Raw genomic sequence first — 16,714 nt, 5'->3', positions numbered from 1 at the left:
ACCGACGACAACGCCGCGAGGCAGCGGTGCCAGGGCACGCGAGCCCGGCATGACCCGAACGAGAGTCCCTAGGGGGCGTGTCTGCCGCGGACGCCCAGACCCTCGTCGTCCGAGTCCGTCCAGAGAGCGGTGTCGTACGGCGTCTCGGTGATCGCGATGACGCCGTCGACAGGGGCGGCGTGGCCGGCCGGGTCGAGCGCGGCCGGTGCGGGGTCCGCCTCGCGCAGCTGCGCGAGACTCCGCTCCAGCCGCCCGACGGTGCGGACCAGGTCGTCGAGACGGTGCTGAACTGCCGTCAATTCGTCTTGCAGAGACATGACTTGATCTCACTTCCGCAGTCGCGGGTGGCCATGCGCATGCGAGTGTTGCGCGTCACACCCCTCTTGTGAAGAGAGCGGGCGGAGCCGTCTTGCGAACCGGGGCGGAGCGGCCCCCTTGGGGGGCGGGTTCCGGCCACTTCCGGCGGCATCGGCCACTTCGGGCCGCCCCGGCCACTTACTGGTCGCTTCGGCCACCCCGGCCACCTTCGTTGCCCCCTGCCGCCCGCTGCCGCGCCCCCGGCACCCTGCCGCACTCCCCGGCTGCTCCCTGCCGCGTCCGGCGGCGCCAGCCGGTGCCGGGGCTCCGCCGCTCGGGTGAGGTTGCGGGCGACTGCGCCGTGTCTGCGCCGTCTCTCGCGCGTGGGCGCCTTCAGTGGACGGGCGGAACCAGTGTGATCAACTGCAAATGCCACCAAACACGCATAATCCGGCCCATTCGGGAACGGGTGGTCCGGGTCGTCTCCGGAGGTATCAGCCATGTCCCACGTCGGCGTCCCGCGCGGGACAGCCCGAAAGCGCCGCTCGCTCGCGCTCCTCACCACGGGTGTGCTCACGCTCCCCGTACTGGCCGGCTGCAGCTCGGGCCACGAGGAGGCCACCACCGCCCTCGTCCCGCAGGACGTCTCACCCGCTGCGCGGGCCCGGATCGCGGAGGGCGGCACGGTCAACTGGGCGATCGACTCGATGCCCGCCACCCTCAACGCCTTCCAGGCGGACGCCGACAGCGCCACCACCCGGATCACCGGCGCGCTGCTGCCGACCCTCTTCCCGCTGGATGCCAAGGGCCGGCCGCAGCTGAACCCGGACTACCTGGAGTCCGCGAAGGTGGTCGAGCACGAGCCCCGGCAGGTGGTGCTCTACCGGCTCAACCAGCAGGCGGTGTGGAGCGACGGCCGGGAGATCGGGGCGCCGGACTTCGTCGCCCAGTGGCGGGCGCTGAGCGGCAAGGACTCCGCGTTCTGGACCGCCCGCAACGCCGGGTACGAGCGCATCGAGAAGATCGAGCGCGGCGCGGACGACCTGGAGGTCAAGGTCACCTTCGCCAAGCCGTACGCGGACTGGCGCTCCCTCTTCTCCCCGCTGTACCCGAAGCAGGTGACGGGCTCCCCGGACGCCTTCAACGACGGCGCGCGGTCCACGCTCAAGGCGACCGCAGGACCGTTCCGGCTGCGCAGCGTCGACAAGGAGTCGGGTTCCGTCTCGCTGGCCCGCAACCCGCGCTGGTGGGGCAGCCCCGCCAAGCTCGACTCGCTGGTCTTCAAGGCGGTCAAGCCGCAGGACCGCACCGAGGCGCTGACCGAGGGCAAGGTCGACGTCGCGGACATCGACGCGGCGACGGCCCACCGCATCGCCCAGGCCGCCCGGGACAACGGCAACAGCGGGGCGCCGCCCGCCCACGGCCCCGGGTCGGAGATCACCCCGGCCCAGGCGCTGCGGTCCTGGGCGCTGGCGCACGGCTCCGACGAGGACGCGGCCGAAGAGGCGCAGGAGTCCAGGGACGAGAAGGCACGGGCCGCCGAGGCGTACGCCACCGAGCAGAACGATCTGCGCGGCTACGTGGTGCGCAAGTCCCTGGAGCCCGCCTACACCCAGCTCGCCCTGAACGGTGAGACCGGGCCGCTCGCCGATGACCGGGTACGGCGGGCGGTGGCCCGCGCGCTGGACCGCCAGGAGCTCGTCGACACCGTACTCAAGCCGCTCGGTCTGCCCGCGGCCCCGCTCGGCAGCCACCTGGCCCTGGCCGGACAGCCCGCGTACAAGGACAACAGTGGCGCACTCGGCGGCCAGGACACCAAGGAGGCCCAGGCGCTGCTGGCCGACGCGGGCTGGACGCGGGAGGGCGCCCTCAAGAAGACGGATGGCACCAAGGCCGGCAGCGAGGGCGAGAAGAAGGACAGCGCGCAGAAGAAGGAGGACGCGGAGAAGAACGAGAAGTCCGCGGAGAGCTCCGAGGAGAAGAACAAGGAGAAGAACAAGGACGCCGAGGGCGCCAAGGACGACGGCAAGACCGACCGCGCCGCCCGCCGCGAGCCCTCCGCCGACGACGGCCTCTACATCGTCGGCGACGACGACAAGCCCGGCGAGACCGAAGGCACCGCCACCCGCGTCATCGCCCCCGCCCCCGCCGCCGCCGTGCAGAGCGCCGCCCTGCTGCGCCAGGCCGGACACCTGGGCGAGACCGGCACCTCCGAGGACGCCCCGGCCCGGGTCACCGCCCAGGACCGGCAGCCGGGCGGCGCCGCCGGCGCCTACGCCCCGGTCGGCACCGCGGCCCCCGCCCAGGCCCCCGACACCGCCCGTGGCCCGCTCGGCAAGAACGGCAAGCCGCTGAGCCTGCGGTTCGTCCTGCCGTCCGGCCCGGGCTCCGAGTCGCTGCGCAGCGTCGGGGACAAGATCGCCTCGATGCTCGACACGATCGGGATCCGGACCGAGATCACCAAGGTCTCCGACGAGAGCTACTTCCGGGACCACGTCGCGTCCGGTGACTACGACCTGGCGCTGTACTCCTGGCCCGCCACCGCCTACCCGGCCACGGACGACCGTCCGATCTTCGCCAAGCCGGTACCCGCGACCGACGGATCGCTGCTCGTCGAGCAGAACTACACCCGCGTGGGCACCGACCACATCGACCAGCTCTTCGACCAGGCGGTCTCCGAGCTCGACGAGGGCTCGGCCAGGGACCTGATGAAGCAGGCGGACGCCCGGATCTGGGCCGCTGCAGGATCGATTCCGCTCTACCAGCGCCCGCAACTGGTCGCGACGGACAAGAAGCTCGTGAACGTCGGCGCCTTCGGCTTCGGGGTGCCCCACTACCAGGACATCGGTTTCAAGACGTCGCAGAGCGCCGGCGCCCCGGCCAATAAGAAGAAGTAGCAGGTCAGAGCGGGCTCGAAAGCTCAGACTTGGCTCAATTCCCTTGCCCGCCGACCAGTCGGCGGGCAAGGTTGTGCGCACCTGTTGACCCGGGTAGCCGCTCTGCCTCCAGGTCTGCGAGCCCCACCTCGCCGACGCAGTGAACGGAGGCCGTCCGCCGAGCCCCAACTCGGCGCCGCAGCTTCGGAGCCCCACCTCTGAGGTTGCTCAAGTCCCGTGTCCGTGCCCTCCGCCCGGGGGACCGTGGTCATGACCACCGGTGAATTCCGCCGGAAGAACTGATCACGGGGGCGGAAACATGGAGCGGACGCGGGCTTTCACCTGCGCGGCCGGCGTGCTGGTAGCGGGGCTCCTCGCGGGCGCGAGCGGCTGCAGCTCGACGCCGGACGACCCGGGCACGAGCGGTAAACCGAAGACGGCCGGTTCGCGTACGGCCTCGGAAACCGGCGCGGAGCAGGTTGCCGCCCCAGAGGAGCGGGCGTGCAAGGGCGGCACGTACACCTGGTTCAACATGCAGAAGTACTCCGTGCTGAACGGGGTCACCGATGTGCAGCGCGTCACAGCCAAGCCCACCAAGATGACCGAGCCGATGCGGCGGCTGCGCACGGACCAGGGGTCCCTGACGTCCGACGGCCCGAGGCTGGACTCGCAGGCCGTGCTCTTCGCGCTGAGCGTGCACCTCGGCTTCGCGGAGAAGGGGGACGACCCGCAGGGAGGGTCGGGGCTGGGGGAGCCGGGGGCGTACGCGCCTCTCGCCGAGGGCGGCGGAGAGTTCAGCGGACTGGCCGCCCGCCTGGTGAGTTACAGCTTCGTCAAGCTGGTCGAGACGGATTTCCGGTACTCCTGCGGAAGCGGTGAGGACCGGGAACCGACCACCGGGCATGTATCGACATGGATCACGGACGGCGAGGGGACGCTCAACTGTGATGAGCCTCTGACCAAGGACACCCTGGCCCCCGCACATGAGGCCGAGCGGCTGTCCTGCGGCCGGTAAAAGCTGCCCGGGAAGCCCCCGACCCGTCGGGCCCGTACCATGGGACTAGCCGTGGCGCGTCCGCCCGGCGGGCGTACGAGGACTCAAGACCGACTAAGACGCCTGAATCCCCGATCCGAGAGAAGCGCAAGCCACCCATGCCCACGCGCCACGACATCCGTAACGTAGCCATCGTCGCCCACGTCGACCACGGCAAGACCACGCTGGTCGACGCCATGCTCAAGCAGGCCGGCGCCTTCGCCGCGCACGCCGCCGAGCACCTCGACGACCGCATGATGGACTCGAACGACCTGGAGCGTGAGAAGGGCATCACGATCCTGGCCAAGAACACGGCCGTGAAGTACCACCCCAAGGATGGCGGCGACGTCATCACGATCAACATCATCGACACCCCCGGTCACGCCGACTTCGGTGGTGAGGTCGAGCGCGGCCTGTCGATGGTTGACGCGGTCGTGCTGCTGGTCGACGCCTCCGAGGGCCCGCTGCCGCAGACCCGCTTCGTGCTCCGCAAGGCGCTGACGGCCAAGCTGCCGGTCATCCTCTGCATCAACAAGACGGACCGGCCGGACTCCCGGATCGCCGAGGTCATCGACGAGACGTACGACCTCTTCCTGGACCTGGACGCCGACGAGGACCAGATCGAGTTCCCGATCGTCTACGCCTGCGCCCGTGACGGCGTCGCCTCGCTGACCAAGCCGGAGGACGGCAGCGTCCCGCCGGACAGCGACAGCCTGGAGCCGTTCTTCAGCACGATCCTCTCCGCGGTCCCGGCCCCGGAGTACGACGACGACGCGCCCCTGCAGGCCCACGTCACCAACCTGGACGCGGACAACTTCCTCGGCCGTATCGCGCTCTGCCGTGTCGAGCAGGGCGAGCTGCGCAAGGGCCAGACCGTCGCGTGGATCAAGCGCGACGGCACGATGTCCAACGTGCGCATCACCGAGCTCCTGATGACCGAGGCGCTCACCCGCAAGCCCGCCGAGAAGGCAGGCCCGGGCGACATCTGCGCGATCGCCGGCATCCCGGACATCATGATCGGCGAGACCCTGGCCGACCCCGAGAACCCGATCGCGCTGCCGCTGATCACGGTCGACGAGCCGGCCATCTCGATGACCATCGGCGCCAACACCTCGCCGCTCGTCGGCAAGGGCGGCAAGGGCCACAAGGTCACCGCCCGGCAGATCAAGGACCGCCTGGACCGCGAGCTGGTCGGTAACGTCTCGCTCCGCGTCCTGGAGACCGAGCGCCCCGACGCGTGGGAGGTCCAGGGCCGCGGTGAGCTCGCCCTGGCCATCCTCATCGAGACGATGCGCCGCGAGGGCTTCGAGCTCACCGTCGGCAAGCCGCAGGTGGTCACCAAGCAGGTCGACGGCAAGACGCACGAGCCCATCGAGCGCATGACGATCGACTCGCCGGAGGAGCACCTCGGCGCCATCACGCAGCTCATGGCGACCCGTAAGGGCCGCATGGAGACGATGACGAACCACGGTTCGGGCTGGGTCCGCATGGAGTGGATCGTGCCCTCCCGCGGCCTCATCGGCTTCCGTACGGAGTTCCTGACCCAGACCCGCGGTACGGGCATCGCGCACTCCCTGTTCGAGGGCCACGAGCCGTGGTTCGGCGACCTGCGCACCCGTCACAACGGCTCGCTGGTGGCGGACCGCGCGGGCGTCGTCACGCCGTTCGCGATGGTCAACCTCCAGGAGCGGGGTGTCATCTTCACGGAGGCCACCACCGAGGTCTACGAGGGCATGATCATCGGCGAGAACTCGCGCGCCGACGACATGGACGTGAACATCACCAAGGAGAAGAAGCTCACCAACATGCGTGCGGCTTCCGCGGACACCACGGAGAACGTGGTGCCCGCCCGCAAGCTGTCGCTCGAGCAGTCGCTGGAGTTCTGCCGCGACGACGAGTGCATCGAGGTGACCCCGGAGACCGTGCGTATCCGCAAGGTCGTCCTGGACCAGAAGGAGCGCGGCCGCTCCGCGTCGCGCGCCAAGCGCTGACCCTCCGCCCGTCCGCCAAGGGCCCGGTACCGCACACCGTGCGGTACCGGGCCCTTGGCCGTCCTGCTCCCGGACAGGGCGGCCAGGGGTCGACGCGGGTCAAGTCGTGTTACGCGAGGGGTGCTTCGGGGGCTCGGAGGTCAACCCGATTTTGGGAACAAAGTGTCCGGATATCGGGCGTCGCTCTCCGGAACATGTGTTAACAGTCCGTTTCGGGAGTGTCTGTCTGGGATCGCTTTGTCCGGATTTTGATCCACACGAGTGACGGATGTTGTCAAACCGAGACCCTTTAAGTGTGGTTTACGGCCCAGTCGTACTTAATAGTTGGCTCCATTGAGCTCGGGTCAATGGGTCACGCACTGTGGGGAGTGCCGACTCACGAGCACACTCAGGGCACTGAAACGATCACCGTCAGGGGTGTCGGTGAATCACTCCAGTGCCCTTCTTGTAGTCATAAGTGGACTCATGAGGAGGAAACCCATGCGTGGTGCCAAGAGCGCCAAGTGGGTCGCGGGAGCGGCCATCATCGCCCTGGCCGCGACCGCTTGCGGTGGCAGCGACAGCGACGCCGACAAGGGCAACAAGGGTGGGGCCAAGGGGGCTGTCAATGCTGACGGCATCTTCTCCGTCGAGGTCGGTGAGCCGCAGAACCCGCTGCAGCCGGCCAACACGATGGAGTCGAACGGCAGCATCGTCACCGACGCGATCTTCTCGCAGCTGGTCGACTACGACCCGTCCGGCAAGCTTGAGATGATCAACGCAGAGTCTGTCGACACCAAGGACAGCAAGCTCTGGACGGTCAAGCTCAAGAAGGGCTGGAAGTTCCACGACGGCACGCCCGTCACGGCCGAGTCCTACATCAAGGCCTGGAACTGGGCCGCGAACGTCAAGAACAACCAGACCAACGCGTCGTGGTTCGGCGACATCAAGGGCTTCGCGGACGTCCACCCCGAGGACGCCAAGGCCAAGCCGAAGTCGGACTCCATGTCCGGCCTGAAGAAGGTGGACGACTACACGTTCACCATCGAGCTCAACTCGGCGCTGCCGTACTTCTCGTACAAGCTCGGCTACACGGTCTTCTCCCCGCTGCCCGAGTCCTTCTACGCGGACCCGAAGGCCGCCGGCGAGAAGCCGGTCGGCAACGGCGCGTACAAGTTCGTCAGCTGGGACCACAAGAAGCTGATCAAGGTCGTCCGCAACGACGACTACAAGGGTGCGGACAAGGCGAAGAACGGCGGTGTGGACTTCAAGAACTACACCACCCTCGAGACCGCCTACGAGGACCTGAAGTCCGGCAACGTCGACGTGCTGCGCCAGATCGGCCCGAAGGACCTCCCGGTCTACCGGTCCGACCTCGGTGACCGCGCGGTGGACAAGGCGTACTCCGCCATCCAGACGCTCGCCGTCGCGTTCTACACCGACCAGTTCAAGGACATCGACCCGAAGGTCCTCCAGGGCCTGTCGATGGGCATCGACCGCAACACGATCACCAAGACCGTGCTCCAGGGCACGCGCGAGCCGGCCACGGGCTGGGTCGCCAAGGGTGTTCTCGGCTTCCAGAAGGACGCTGCGGGCGACGTCACCAAGTACGACCCGGCGAAGGCCAAGGCTCTCATCAAGGAGGGTGGCGGCGTCCCGGGCAACAAGATCTCGATCCAGTTCAACGCCGACGGCGGCCACAAGGAATGGGTCGAGGCGGTCTGCAACAGCATCACGCAGTCGACCGGTGTCAAGTGCACCACCGACTCGAAGGCCGACTTCCAGGCCGACACGAACGCGCGTGACGACAAGCAGGTCAAGTCCCTGTACCGCTCCGGCTGGGTGCTCGACTACCCGGTGAACGCGAACTTCATCTCGGACCTGTTCCGTACCGGCGCCGCCGGTAACCAGGGTGACTTCTCGGACAAGGGCCTCGACGCGGAGATCAAGAAGGCCGACTCCGCGGCTTCCCTCGACGAGTCGGTCGCGGCCTACCAGAAGATCGAGAAGGAGCTGGTGAACTACATGCCCTCCATCCCGCTCTGGTACTACAAGGTCAACGCCGGCTACTCGGAGAAGGTCCAGAACGTCCAGTACGCGCAGGACGGCGACCCGATCCTCACCGAAGTCGAAGTCAAGAAGTAACCACACCGACGTAGTCCGCGCGCCGGCGCGGGACCGACACTGAAGGACGGTCCGCGCCGGTCCGCACGCCGTGGCCGGGGGGCCCTTTCACGCAACTGACCACCCCACAAGGGGGAGTCGGGGCGGGGGAGGGCCCGTCGGCTGCTGCTTGCCTATTACATGGAGGCATGATGGGGCGCTATGTCGCACGACGACTGCTCCAGATGATCCCGGTCTTCCTCGGGACAACGCTGCTGATCTTCCTGATGGTCTATACGCTGCCCGGCGATCCCGTGCGCGGGCTCTTCGGGGACAAGGGTGTCGACCCCGCGACCCTGGCGAGGCTTCGCCACGAGCACGGGCTCGATCAGCCGATCCTGCAGCAGTACTGGAATTACATGACAGGCATCGTCCTGCATTTCGATTTCGGTGATCAGATAGCCAGTGGACGCCCCGTCACGGACGTCCTCGGCGACGCGTTCCCCGTCACCCTCCGGCTGGCCGGCATGGCGTTCGCCATCGAGATCGTCGTCGGAATCGGCCTCGGCACGATGGCCGGTCTGCGCGCCGGCCGGCTCACCGACAACGTGGTCCTGGTCTTCACCCTGCTGATCATCTCGATCCCGGTGTTCGTCCTCGGCTTCATCATCAAGACGGTGTTCGCCTTCCAGCTCGGCTGGATCTCACCGAATGTGTCCGGCGATGCCAAATGGAGCGAACTGCTGGCGCCCGCCATCGTGCTGGGTTCGCTGTCACTCGCCTATGTAGCGAGACTTACGCGTACGACCATGGCCGAGAACCTTCGCTCGGACTACATGCGTACCGCCATCGCCAAGGGACTTCCGAAGCGTCGCATCGTCGGTGTGCACCTGATGCGCAACTCGCTGATCCCCGTCATCACCTTCCTGGGCACGGACCTGGGCGCCCTGATGGGCGGCGCGGTCGTCACCGAGGGCCTGTTCAACGTCAAGGGCGTCGGCGGCACGATCTACGAGTCGATCGTCAAGCGTGAAGGCACGACGCTCGTCGGCCTCGTCACCATCCTGGTGCTCGTCTACCTCCTCATGAGCCTCATCGTCGACCTGCTGTACGCGGTCCTGGACCCGAGGATCCGTTATGCCTGACGTGACCAAGACCGCACCCGCACCCGCGCCCGAGGACGCCAAGGCGCCCATCGCGGACCCCTCGGCGGTGGTGAAGGGCGAAAAGGCCCGCAGCCTGTGGGGTGACGCCTGGCGGGACCTGCGTTCCAACTGGTACTTCATCATCTCGTCGGTGCTGATCGTCATCCTGCTCGTGATGGCCGTGTTCCCCGGCCTGTTCACCAGTGCCTCACCCACCACCAGCGACCTGGTGCACCACTACCTGGGCAAGCCGGAGCTGAGCAAGGTCGGTTCGGCCGGGTGGCTCGGTTACGACGGCCAGGGCCACAGCGTCTACGCGCGCGTCATCTACGGCACCCGCGCGTCGATCACCGTTGGTGTCTGTGTCACGGTCCTGGTGACGCTGTTCGGCGGACTGGTCGGCATGCTCGCCGGCTACTTCGGCGGCTGGGTCGACGCGCTGCTGTCCGGCTTCTTCACCAACGTCTTCCTCGGGATTCCGTTCCTGCTGGGTGCGATGGTCGTGCTCCAGGCGTTCACCGACCGGACGATCTGGGTGGTCATCTTCGCCCTGGCGTTCCTCGGCTGGACACAGATCGCGCGTGTCATGCGTGGCGCGGTGATCGTGATCAAACAGTCGGACTACGTGCAGGCCGCCAGAGCGCTGGGCGCGGGCACCAACCGGATTCTCTTCCGGCACATCCTGCCCAACGCCATGGCCCCGGTGATCGTGGTCGCGACCATCTCGCTCGGTGTCTACATCTCGGCCGAGGCGACCTTGTCCTACCTCGGTCTCGGCCTCGCCGACCCGACCATCTCGTGGGGCATGGACATCTCCGACGGTGCCAGCCAGATCCGCGTCGCGCAGCACATCCTGCTGTACCCGTCGATCATGCTCAGCATCACCGTTCTGGCGTTCATCATGCTCGGCGAAGCCGTTCGTAACGCCCTCGATCCCAAGTCGCGATAAGGAGGGCGAACGTGACCACCATCGACAAGACGGCCGAAGTCCCGTCCCCGCGCTCGGGTGACGACCACGTCGGCCCGCTGCTCGAAGTCCGTGACCTGCACGTGGAGTTCCACACCCGCGACGGTGTGGCCAAAGCGGTCAACGGTGTCAACTACAACGTGAACGCCGGTGAGACCCTCGCCGTGCTCGGCGAGTCCGGTTCCGGTAAGTCCGTGACCGCGCAGGCGATCATGGGCATTCTCGACATGCCGCCCGGCAGGATCCCGCAGGGCGAAATCCTGTTCCGCGGCCAGGACATGCTCAAGATGTCCCACGAGGAGCGCCGCAAGATCCGCGGCCAGAAGATCGCGATGATCTTCCAGGACGCGCTCTCGTCACTGAACCCCGTCCTCTCGGTCGGCTACCAGCTCGGCGAGATGTTCCGGGTCCACCAGGGCCTGTCCAAGAAGGCGGCCAAGGCCAAGGCCGTCGAGCTGATGGACCAGGTCAAGATCCCGGCCGCCGCGGCACGGGTGGGCGACTACCCGCACCAGTTCTCCGGTGGTATGCGCCAGCGCATCATGATCGCGATGGCGCTGGCCCTGGAGCCGGACCTGATCATCGCGGACGAGCCGACCACCGCGCTCGACGTGACCGTCCAGGCCCAGGTGATGGACCTGCTCGCGGAGCTTCAGCGCGAGTACAACATGGGCCTGATCCTGATCACGCACGACCTCGGTGTGGTCGCGGACGTCGCCGACAAGATCGCCGTTATGTACGCGGGCCGGATCGTCGAGACCTCCCCGGTCCACGAGATCTACAAGCGTCCGGCGCACCCCTATACCAAGGGGCTGTTGGAGTCGATCCCGCGCCTGGACCAGAAGGGCCAGGAGCTCTTCGCGATCAAGGGCCTGCCGCCCAACCTGCTCCACGTGCCGCCGGGCTGTGCCTTCAACCCGCGCTGCACCGTTGCGCAGGACATCTGCCGTACGGAGATCCCGGCGCTGCGCCCGGTGTCCGAGCAGGACGGCACCGAGCTGGTCGGCCGCGGCAGCGCCTGCCACTTCTGGAAGGAGACGATCCATGGCTGACATGCAGAAGGAGCCCGTGGACGCCACCCCGAACGTCACCGAAGTGGAGACGGTCGACGCGGCCACCGAGGCGGAGGCCGTAGCCGCCATCGACGCACCGGTGTCGCAGGGGGAGCCGATCCTCCAGGTCCGCAACCTGGTCAAGCACTTCCCGCTGACCCAGGGCATCCTGTTCAAGAAGCACGTCGGCGCGGTGAAGGCCGTGGACGGGATCTCGTTCGACCTCTACGCGGGCGAGACGCTCGGCATCGTGGGCGAGTCCGGCTGTGGCAAGTCCACCGTCGCCAAGCTCCTGATGACGCTGGAGCGGGCGACGGCCGGCGAGGTCTTCTACAAGGGCCAGGACATCACCAAGCTGTCCGGCCGTGCGCTGAAGGCCGTCCGCCGCAACATCCAGATGGTGTTCCAGGACCCGTACACCTCGCTGAACCCGCGTATGACGGTCGGCGACATCATCGGGGAGCCCTTCGACATCCACCCCGAGGTGGCCCCCAAGGGTGACCGGCGCCGCAAGGTGCAGGAGCTCCTGGACGTCGTCGGTCTCAACCCGGAGTACATCAACCGCTATCCGCACCAGTTCTCCGGCGGACAGCGCCAGCGCATCGGCATCGCCCGCGGCCTCGCGCTCAACCCGGAGATCATCATCTGCGACGAGCCGGTCTCCGCGCTCGACGTGTCGGTGCAGGCACAGGTCATCAACCTGATGGAGAAGCTCCAGGACGAGTTCAACCTCTCCTACCTCTTCATCGCGCACGACCTGTCGATCGTCCGGCACATCTCCGACCGGGTCGGCGTCATGTACCTCGGCAAGATGGCCGAGATCGGTACGGACACGCAGATCTACGACCACCCGACGCACCCCTACACCCAGGCGCTGCTGTCGGCGGTCCCGGTCCCGGACCCGGAGGCCCGTGAGGGCCGCGAGCGCATCATCCTCTCCGGCGACGTCCCCTCCCCGGCCAACCCGCCGTCGGGCTGCCGCTTCCGCACCCGTTGCTGGAAGGCCGAGGCCAGGTGCGCCGAGGAGATGCCGCTGCTGGCGATCCCCGAGCGCTTCAAGACCTCGAAGACGCCGGCCGCGCACGAGTCGGCCTGCCACTTCGCGGAGGAGAAGGACGTGGTGGGCGCGGCGGCCTCGTAGCCGTCACCCGCCGCCCGCGAGGGTGAGCTCCAGGGCAACAGAAGGCGCCCGGAACCGATCGGTTCCGGGCGCCTTCTGTGGATACGCCGGACCCCTTTTGGGAACCGGAACAGGCCCCCAGAGGGGTCCGTTTCATGGCGCGAGGCGCCAGAGGTTTCCGGTTCAGTTGATGAACTTCCAGAGGTCGCGGTTTCCGCTGACCCGCTTGCCTACGACCACCTTGTTCGATGCGGGTACCTTCAGATATCCGGGGGACGCGCTGCCGATCACACCCTTGGCGTTCGGTGCGGTCGACAGGATCGACCAGCCAATGTACTTGCGCTTCTGATTCGAGCAGACCCTGCCGTAGACCTGGCCCTCGTGCTTTGTCGGCGCGGTGAGGCACCCCTCACCTACAAGGCCGGTGCCCATGCTCTGGATCATGTACCCCGCCTTGCCCCAGTACTGCTTCATCGTCACCTTGCACTTCACCTGGGTGACAGGCTTGTTGTAACCGTTCCATTGGAGACATTTGCCGGTGGTCACGTTCTTGATCCGGAACTCAAGCATGGTGCCGGCGTGCGCCTGAGGGGCGGTGAAGCCTAGGGCTGCTGTTGCAAACGTCGCGGTGACCGCCGCAAGCCTGGTAATCCTCATGATTCTCCCCGGTTTTCGTGGTCCGATGTGCTCTTGTGAAGTATCACCTGGGAGCATGTTCATGTCTTGCGGCTTGAGGGAAATCTGAGGTGAGGATGGCTCATATCCGCGTGCGAGTGTGAATAGCAAACGAGAAGGCGCCCGGAACCGATCGGTTCCGGGCGCCTTTCCCGTATACCCGGGAACCGGGCTCGCAGGTGGCTCGGGTCAATGGGCCGACGTGCTCGGTTCCCTGGACCGGGGGATTCCCGTGGACGACGGACCGGTCAGGTCCGTGTCCGGCGGGGCCGCCCCGGGGCCGAGGAGAGGGGTGTCAGCCTTCGGCCTTGGGGTTTTGGAAGGTCTTCTTGTCGAGCACCGTGGCTCCGGCGCTGCGGGCCTGCGGCACGGCGGAGCGGGAGTCCTCGGCCCGGGCGTCCTCCGGGTAGTGGCAGGCCGTCAGGTGGCCCTCCCGGCTGCCCCCGACCTGGATCAGCGGCGGTGTCTCGCTCGCGCACTTGTCCGTCGCCTTCCAGCAGCGGGTGCGGAAGCGGCAGCCGGACGGCGGGTTGACCGGGGACGGCACGTCGCCGGTGAGCCGGATGCGTTCACGGGCCGGCACGTCGTCGGCGGTCGCCTCGGGGACGGCGGACAGCAGTGCCTTGGTGTACGGGTGGCGCGGGTTGCCGTACAGGTCCTCGCGGTCGGCGATCTCCACGATCCGGCCCAGGTACATGACGGCGACGCGCTGCGAGAAGTGCCGCACGATCGCCAGGTCGTGCGCGATGAACAGGAACGCGATACCCAGTTCCTTCTGCAGCTTCTGCAGCAGGTTCACCACCTGGGCCTGGATCGACACGTCCAGCGCCGAGACGGGCTCGTCCGCCACGATCAGCTTCGGCTCCAGGGCCAGCGCGCGGGCCACCCCGATGCGCTGTCGCTGACCGCCGGAGAACTCGTGCGGGAAGCGGTTGTAATGCTCCGGGTTGAGCCCGACGGTCTCCAGCAGATCGCGGACGCGGCTCTCGAAACCGCCGGCCGGCTTGATGCCGTTGATCTCCATCGGGGCCGAGATGATCTTGCCGACCGTCTGGCGGGGGTTCAGCGACGCGTAGGGGTCCTGGAAGATCATCTGGATCTCGGAGCGGATCGGCGCCAGCTCCCTGCGCGAGGCATGGCTGATGTCCTGCCCGCGGTAGGAGATCCGGCCGGCGGTCGGCTCCAGGAGCCTGGTGATCAGCCGGCCCGTCGTCGACTTGCCGCAGCCGGACTCACCGACCAGGCCGAGGCTCTCGCCCTCGGAGACCGTGAAGTCCAGCCCGTCCACGGCCTGGACCGCGCCGATCGTCCGCCGGATCGGGAAGCCGCCCTTGATCGGGAAGTGCTTGGTCAGTCCGGAGACGTCAAGGAGGGGATCGGTGCTGCTCATAGTAGGGAAGTCCCGTCTCTTGTACGTCAGTTGGGCCGGGTGCCGGCGAAGTCGGCGAAGAACTCCGAGCGCTGCTCCGCGGTCAGGTGGCAGGCGGACCCGCGCCCGTCCGACAGGTGCAGCAGCGGCAGCTCGGTCGAGCAGCGGGTGCCGCCGACCTGCTCGGTGAAGGCGCACCGGGGGTGGAAGCTGCACCCCGTCGGCGGGTTGAGGAGGCTGGGCGGGGTGCCGGGGATCGGCGACAGAGGTACGTCCACCGGTCCTTCCAGTGTCGGCATGGACCCCAGCAGGCCCCAGGTGTAGGGGTGTTGCGGCGCGCGCAGCACCTCCTTCTTGGTGCCACGCTCCACACACCGGCCGGCGTACATCACGAGTACGTCGTCCGCGATGTCGGCGATGACGCCGAGGTCGTGGGTGATGAAGATGATCGAGGTGCCGGTCTCCTGCTGGAGGTCCTTGAGCAGGTCCATGATCTGGGCCTGCACGGTGACGTCCAGCGCCGTCGTCGGCTCGTCCGCGACCAGCAGGGCCGGGTCGCAGACCAGCGCCATGGCGATCATCGCGCGCTGGCGCATACCGCCGGAGAACTGGTGCGGGTAGTCGTCGACCCGCAGATCCGGCTGCGGGATGCCCACCTTGGTCAGCATTTCCACCGCCCGCGCCCGCGCCTCGCGCTTGGACGCCCCGGTGTGCTTGCGGTACGTCTCGCCGATCTGCTTGCCGATGGTGTGGTACGGCGAGAGCGAGGCCAGCGCGTCCTGGAAGATCATGGACATCTTGTTGCCGCGCAGCCGCTCCAGCTCCCGCTCCGGGGCGGTGAGGAGGTCCTGCCCGTCGAGCAGGATCTCCCCCTCGATCCGGGTGTGTTCGGGGTGGTGCAGACCGAGGATGGTCAGGTTGGTGACGGACTTCCCGGAGCCGGACTCGCCGACGATGCCGAGCGTCTTGCCCCTCTCGACGTCGAAGGACAGCCCGTCGACGGCCTTGACCGCGCCGTCTTCGGTGGAGAAGTGCACGCGCAGATCGCGTACGGAGAGGAAGGGGGTGCTCACTGGATCTCTCCCTAGGCGAGGCGGACGCGTGGGTCGATGAGGGCGTACAGGGCATCGACGATGATGTTGAAGACGACGATGGCTCCGGCCGCCACCAGCACGACGCCGAGCAGCAGGGGAAGGTCGTTGTCGCCCACCGCCTTGACGGAGAGGGCTCCGATGCCGTGCAGCCCGAAGGTCTTCTCGGTGATGATCGCGCCGCCGAAGAGGACACCGAGGTCGAGGCCGAAGATGGTGACGATCGGACCCATGGCCCCGCGCCAGGCGAATCTGAAGAACACGGTGCGCCGGGAGAGGCCCTTGGCCCGCGCGGTGCGGACGTAGTCCTCGCTCAGGGTCTCGACGAGCTGGGAGCGGGCCATGCGCGTGTAGTTGGCGGTGAAGATGAGTGCCAGCACCAGCCAGGGCAGCAGCAGTCCGCTGAACCAGGCTGCCGGGTCCTCGGTGAAGGGGACGTCCTTGGGGCGGCTCAGGATGTGCCACTGGTCGGCGAGGTAGTACATGGCGACGACGCCGACGATGTAGATCTGCATGGACGAGCCGATCAGGGAGGCCGAGGACGCCACCTTGTCCAGCGTCTTGCCCTGCTTGACCGCCGCCAGCATGCCGGTGCCCACACCGAAGATCACGAAGACGAACGCGCTGCCCAGCGAGAGGGACAGGGTCGTCGGGAAACGGTCCAGGATGGTGCCGAGAACCGGCTCACGGTTGTGGAAGGAGTAGCCCAGGCACGGCGCGGGGCAGTGCCCGAAGGAGCTGTAGTCCCGGCCGACGAACACGGCCTGGAGCCAGTGCCAGTACTGCACGGGCAGCGGGTCGGAGATGCCCAGGTTGCGTTTGACCAGCGCCAGCGTCTCCGGCGTGCACACCTTGCCGCAGGCCACGCGAGCTGGGTCGCGGGGTGCGACGTAGAAGAGGACGAAGGTGATGGCACTGATGATCAGCAGGATGACCAGTGCGCCGATTGCCCGGCGGATGAGGAAGCGGAACATGGCGATCGATTTCCCTGGCAGACGCCGACGAGGGGGAGGGGA

General features: G+C 67.6%; 13 protein-coding genes. 8 read left to right on the top strand and 5 right to left on the bottom strand.

Annotation, left to right across the window (positions count from 1 at the left end):
- Positions 1 to 68 precede the first annotated feature (68 nt).
- The gene (locus tag LNW71_RS09675; RefSeq protein WP_250967866.1) at positions 69 to 317 is read right to left on the bottom strand and encodes a hypothetical protein; all 249 of its coding nucleotides are present in this window, start codon (positions 315 to 317) and stop codon (positions 69 to 71) included.
- 480 nt (positions 318 to 797) lie between these two features.
- On the opposite strand from LNW71_RS09675, the gene LNW71_RS09670 reads away from it, so the two are divergent.
- From LNW71_RS09670 to LNW71_RS09635, 8 genes are all read left to right on the top strand, one after another.
- The gene (locus LNW71_RS09670) at positions 798 to 3,194 is read left to right on the top strand and encodes an ABC transporter family substrate-binding protein (RefSeq protein ID WP_250967865.1); all 2,397 of its coding nucleotides are present in this window, start codon (positions 798 to 800) and stop codon (positions 3,192 to 3,194) included.
- Positions 3,195 to 3,492: 298 nt separating this feature from the next.
- Positions 3,493 to 4,188, top strand: coding sequence for a hypothetical protein (locus LNW71_RS09665; RefSeq protein WP_250967864.1), 696 nt, complete (start codon positions 3,493 to 3,495; stop codon positions 4,186 to 4,188).
- A gap of 137 nt (positions 4,189 to 4,325) precedes the next feature.
- Entirely contained in the window at positions 4,326 to 6,197 is a 1,872-nt protein-coding gene (gene typA / locus LNW71_RS09660) for a translational GTPase TypA (protein WP_250967863.1), read from the top strand.
- A gap of 480 nt (positions 6,198 to 6,677) precedes the next feature.
- On the top strand, positions 6,678 to 8,321 hold the full coding sequence (locus LNW71_RS09655; RefSeq protein WP_250967862.1) for an ABC transporter substrate-binding protein: 1,644 nt from the start codon (positions 6,678 to 6,680) through the stop codon (positions 8,319 to 8,321).
- Positions 8,322 to 8,491: 170 nt separating this feature from the next.
- A complete protein-coding gene (locus tag LNW71_RS09650) occupies positions 8,492 to 9,424 on the top strand; it encodes an ABC transporter permease (protein ID WP_250971951.1) in 933 nt (310 codons plus the stop codon).
- Positions 9,417 to 10,373: an ABC transporter permease gene (locus tag LNW71_RS09645; RefSeq protein ID WP_250967861.1), complete on the top strand. Its 957-nt coding sequence runs from the start codon at positions 9,417 to 9,419 to the stop codon at positions 10,371 to 10,373. The genes LNW71_RS09650 and LNW71_RS09645 overlap by 8 nt, the downstream gene beginning before the upstream one ends.
- A gap of 11 nt (positions 10,374 to 10,384) precedes the next feature.
- Positions 10,385 to 11,443 carry an ABC transporter ATP-binding protein gene (locus LNW71_RS09640; protein WP_250967860.1) on the top strand — a complete coding sequence of 353 codons (1,059 nt, stop codon included), beginning with the start codon at positions 10,385 to 10,387 and terminating at the stop codon, positions 11,441 to 11,443.
- The gene (locus LNW71_RS09635) at positions 11,436 to 12,584 is read left to right on the top strand and encodes a dipeptide ABC transporter ATP-binding protein (protein WP_250967859.1); all 1,149 of its coding nucleotides are present in this window, start codon (positions 11,436 to 11,438) and stop codon (positions 12,582 to 12,584) included. Before LNW71_RS09640 ends, LNW71_RS09635 begins: the two co-directional genes overlap by 8 nt.
- A gap of 162 nt (positions 12,585 to 12,746) precedes the next feature.
- Here LNW71_RS09635 and LNW71_RS09630 read toward each other — a convergent pair whose 3' ends face one another.
- From LNW71_RS09630 to LNW71_RS09615, 4 genes are all read right to left on the bottom strand, one after another.
- Positions 12,747 to 13,220 carry a hypothetical protein gene (locus tag LNW71_RS09630; protein WP_250967858.1) on the bottom strand — a complete coding sequence of 158 codons (474 nt, stop codon included), beginning with the start codon at positions 13,218 to 13,220 and terminating at the stop codon, positions 12,747 to 12,749.
- 313 nt (positions 13,221 to 13,533) lie between these two features.
- Positions 13,534 to 14,628, bottom strand: coding sequence for a dipeptide ABC transporter ATP-binding protein (locus LNW71_RS09625; RefSeq protein WP_250967857.1), 1,095 nt, complete (start codon positions 14,626 to 14,628; stop codon positions 13,534 to 13,536).
- A 26-nt stretch (positions 14,629 to 14,654) separates the two neighbouring features.
- On the bottom strand, positions 14,655 to 15,680 hold the full coding sequence (locus LNW71_RS09620) for an ABC transporter ATP-binding protein (protein WP_250967856.1): 1,026 nt from the start codon (positions 15,678 to 15,680) through the stop codon (positions 14,655 to 14,657).
- An 11-nt stretch (positions 15,681 to 15,691) separates the two neighbouring features.
- Positions 15,692 to 16,672: an ABC transporter permease gene (locus LNW71_RS09615; protein ID WP_250967855.1), complete on the bottom strand. Its 981-nt coding sequence runs from the start codon at positions 16,670 to 16,672 to the stop codon at positions 15,692 to 15,694.
- Between the last annotated feature and the right edge of the window lie 42 nt (positions 16,673 to 16,714).

Origin of the sequence: Streptomyces sp. RKAG290 (assembly GCF_023701695.1) — a bacterium.
Lineage (GTDB): Bacteria > Actinomycetota > Actinomycetes > Streptomycetales > Streptomycetaceae > Streptomyces.
The sequence above is the reverse complement of the archived record's forward strand: the minus strand, read 5'-3'. Positions and strand labels throughout refer to the sequence as shown.

Bases quoted from the DNA above. Each gene is read 5' to 3' on its own strand.
- LNW71_RS09675 (WP_250967866.1), bottom strand. From the start codon at position 317: ATGTCTCTGCAAGACGAATTGACGGCAGTTCAGCACCGTCTCGACGAC.
- LNW71_RS09670 (WP_250967865.1), top strand. From the start codon at position 798: ATGTCCCACGTCGGCGTCCCGCGCGGGACAGCCCGAAAGCGCCGCTCG.
- LNW71_RS09665 (WP_250967864.1), top strand. From the start codon at position 3,493: ATGGAGCGGACGCGGGCTTTCACCTGCGCGGCCGGCGTGCTGGTAGCG.
- typA (WP_250967863.1), top strand. From the start codon at position 4,326: ATGCCCACGCGCCACGACATCCGTAACGTAGCCATCGTCGCCCACGTC.
- LNW71_RS09655 (WP_250967862.1), top strand. From the start codon at position 6,678: ATGCGTGGTGCCAAGAGCGCCAAGTGGGTCGCGGGAGCGGCCATCATC.
- LNW71_RS09650 (WP_250971951.1), top strand. From the start codon at position 8,492: ATGGGGCGCTATGTCGCACGACGACTGCTCCAGATGATCCCGGTCTTC.
- LNW71_RS09645 (WP_250967861.1), top strand. From the start codon at position 9,417: ATGCCTGACGTGACCAAGACCGCACCCGCACCCGCGCCCGAGGACGCC.
- LNW71_RS09635 (WP_250967859.1), top strand. From the start codon at position 11,436: ATGGCTGACATGCAGAAGGAGCCCGTGGACGCCACCCCGAACGTCACC.
- LNW71_RS09630 (WP_250967858.1), bottom strand. From the start codon at position 13,220: ATGAGGATTACCAGGCTTGCGGCGGTCACCGCGACGTTTGCAACAGCA.
- LNW71_RS09625 (WP_250967857.1), bottom strand. From the start codon at position 14,628: ATGAGCAGCACCGATCCCCTCCTTGACGTCTCCGGACTGACCAAGCAC.
- LNW71_RS09615 (WP_250967855.1), bottom strand. From the start codon at position 16,672: ATGTTCCGCTTCCTCATCCGCCGGGCAATCGGCGCACTGGTCATCCTG.